This window comes from Vibrio sp. 10N.261.55.A10, assembly GCF_041470825.1.
Lineage (GTDB): Bacteria > Pseudomonadota > Gammaproteobacteria > Enterobacterales > Vibrionaceae > Vibrio > Vibrio crassostreae_C.
Genome location: NZ_JBFRNC010000006.1, coordinates 1,013 through 1,311, shown reverse-complemented (window position 1 = coordinate 1,311; position 299 = coordinate 1,013). Strand labels below are relative to the sequence as shown.

1 rRNA gene is annotated in these 299 nt (G+C 45.8%); it reads right to left on the bottom strand.

Annotated features, from left to right (window positions below):
• Positions 1-282, bottom strand: a 23S ribosomal RNA gene (locus AB4274_RS01640); the annotation flags it as partial.
• Positions 283-299 lie beyond the last annotated feature (17 nt).

Genomic DNA, 299 nt, shown 5'->3' with positions numbered 1-299 from the left:
TCATTAAAAGCTTAAGGGCTAATCCAATTTCGCTCGCCGCTACTTTCGGAATCTCGGTTGATTTCTCTTCCTCGGGGTACTTAGATGTTTCAGTTCCCCCGGTTTGCCTCCTGCTGCTATGTATTCACAACAGGATACTTACTTATGTAAGTGGGTTTCCCCATTCAGGAATCCCAGACTCAAAAGGTTATTACTACCTAATCTGGGCTTATCGCAAGTTATTACGCCTTTCATCGCCTCTGACTGCCAAGGCATCCACCGTGTACGCTTAGTCACTTAACCATACAACCCGAAAGGGT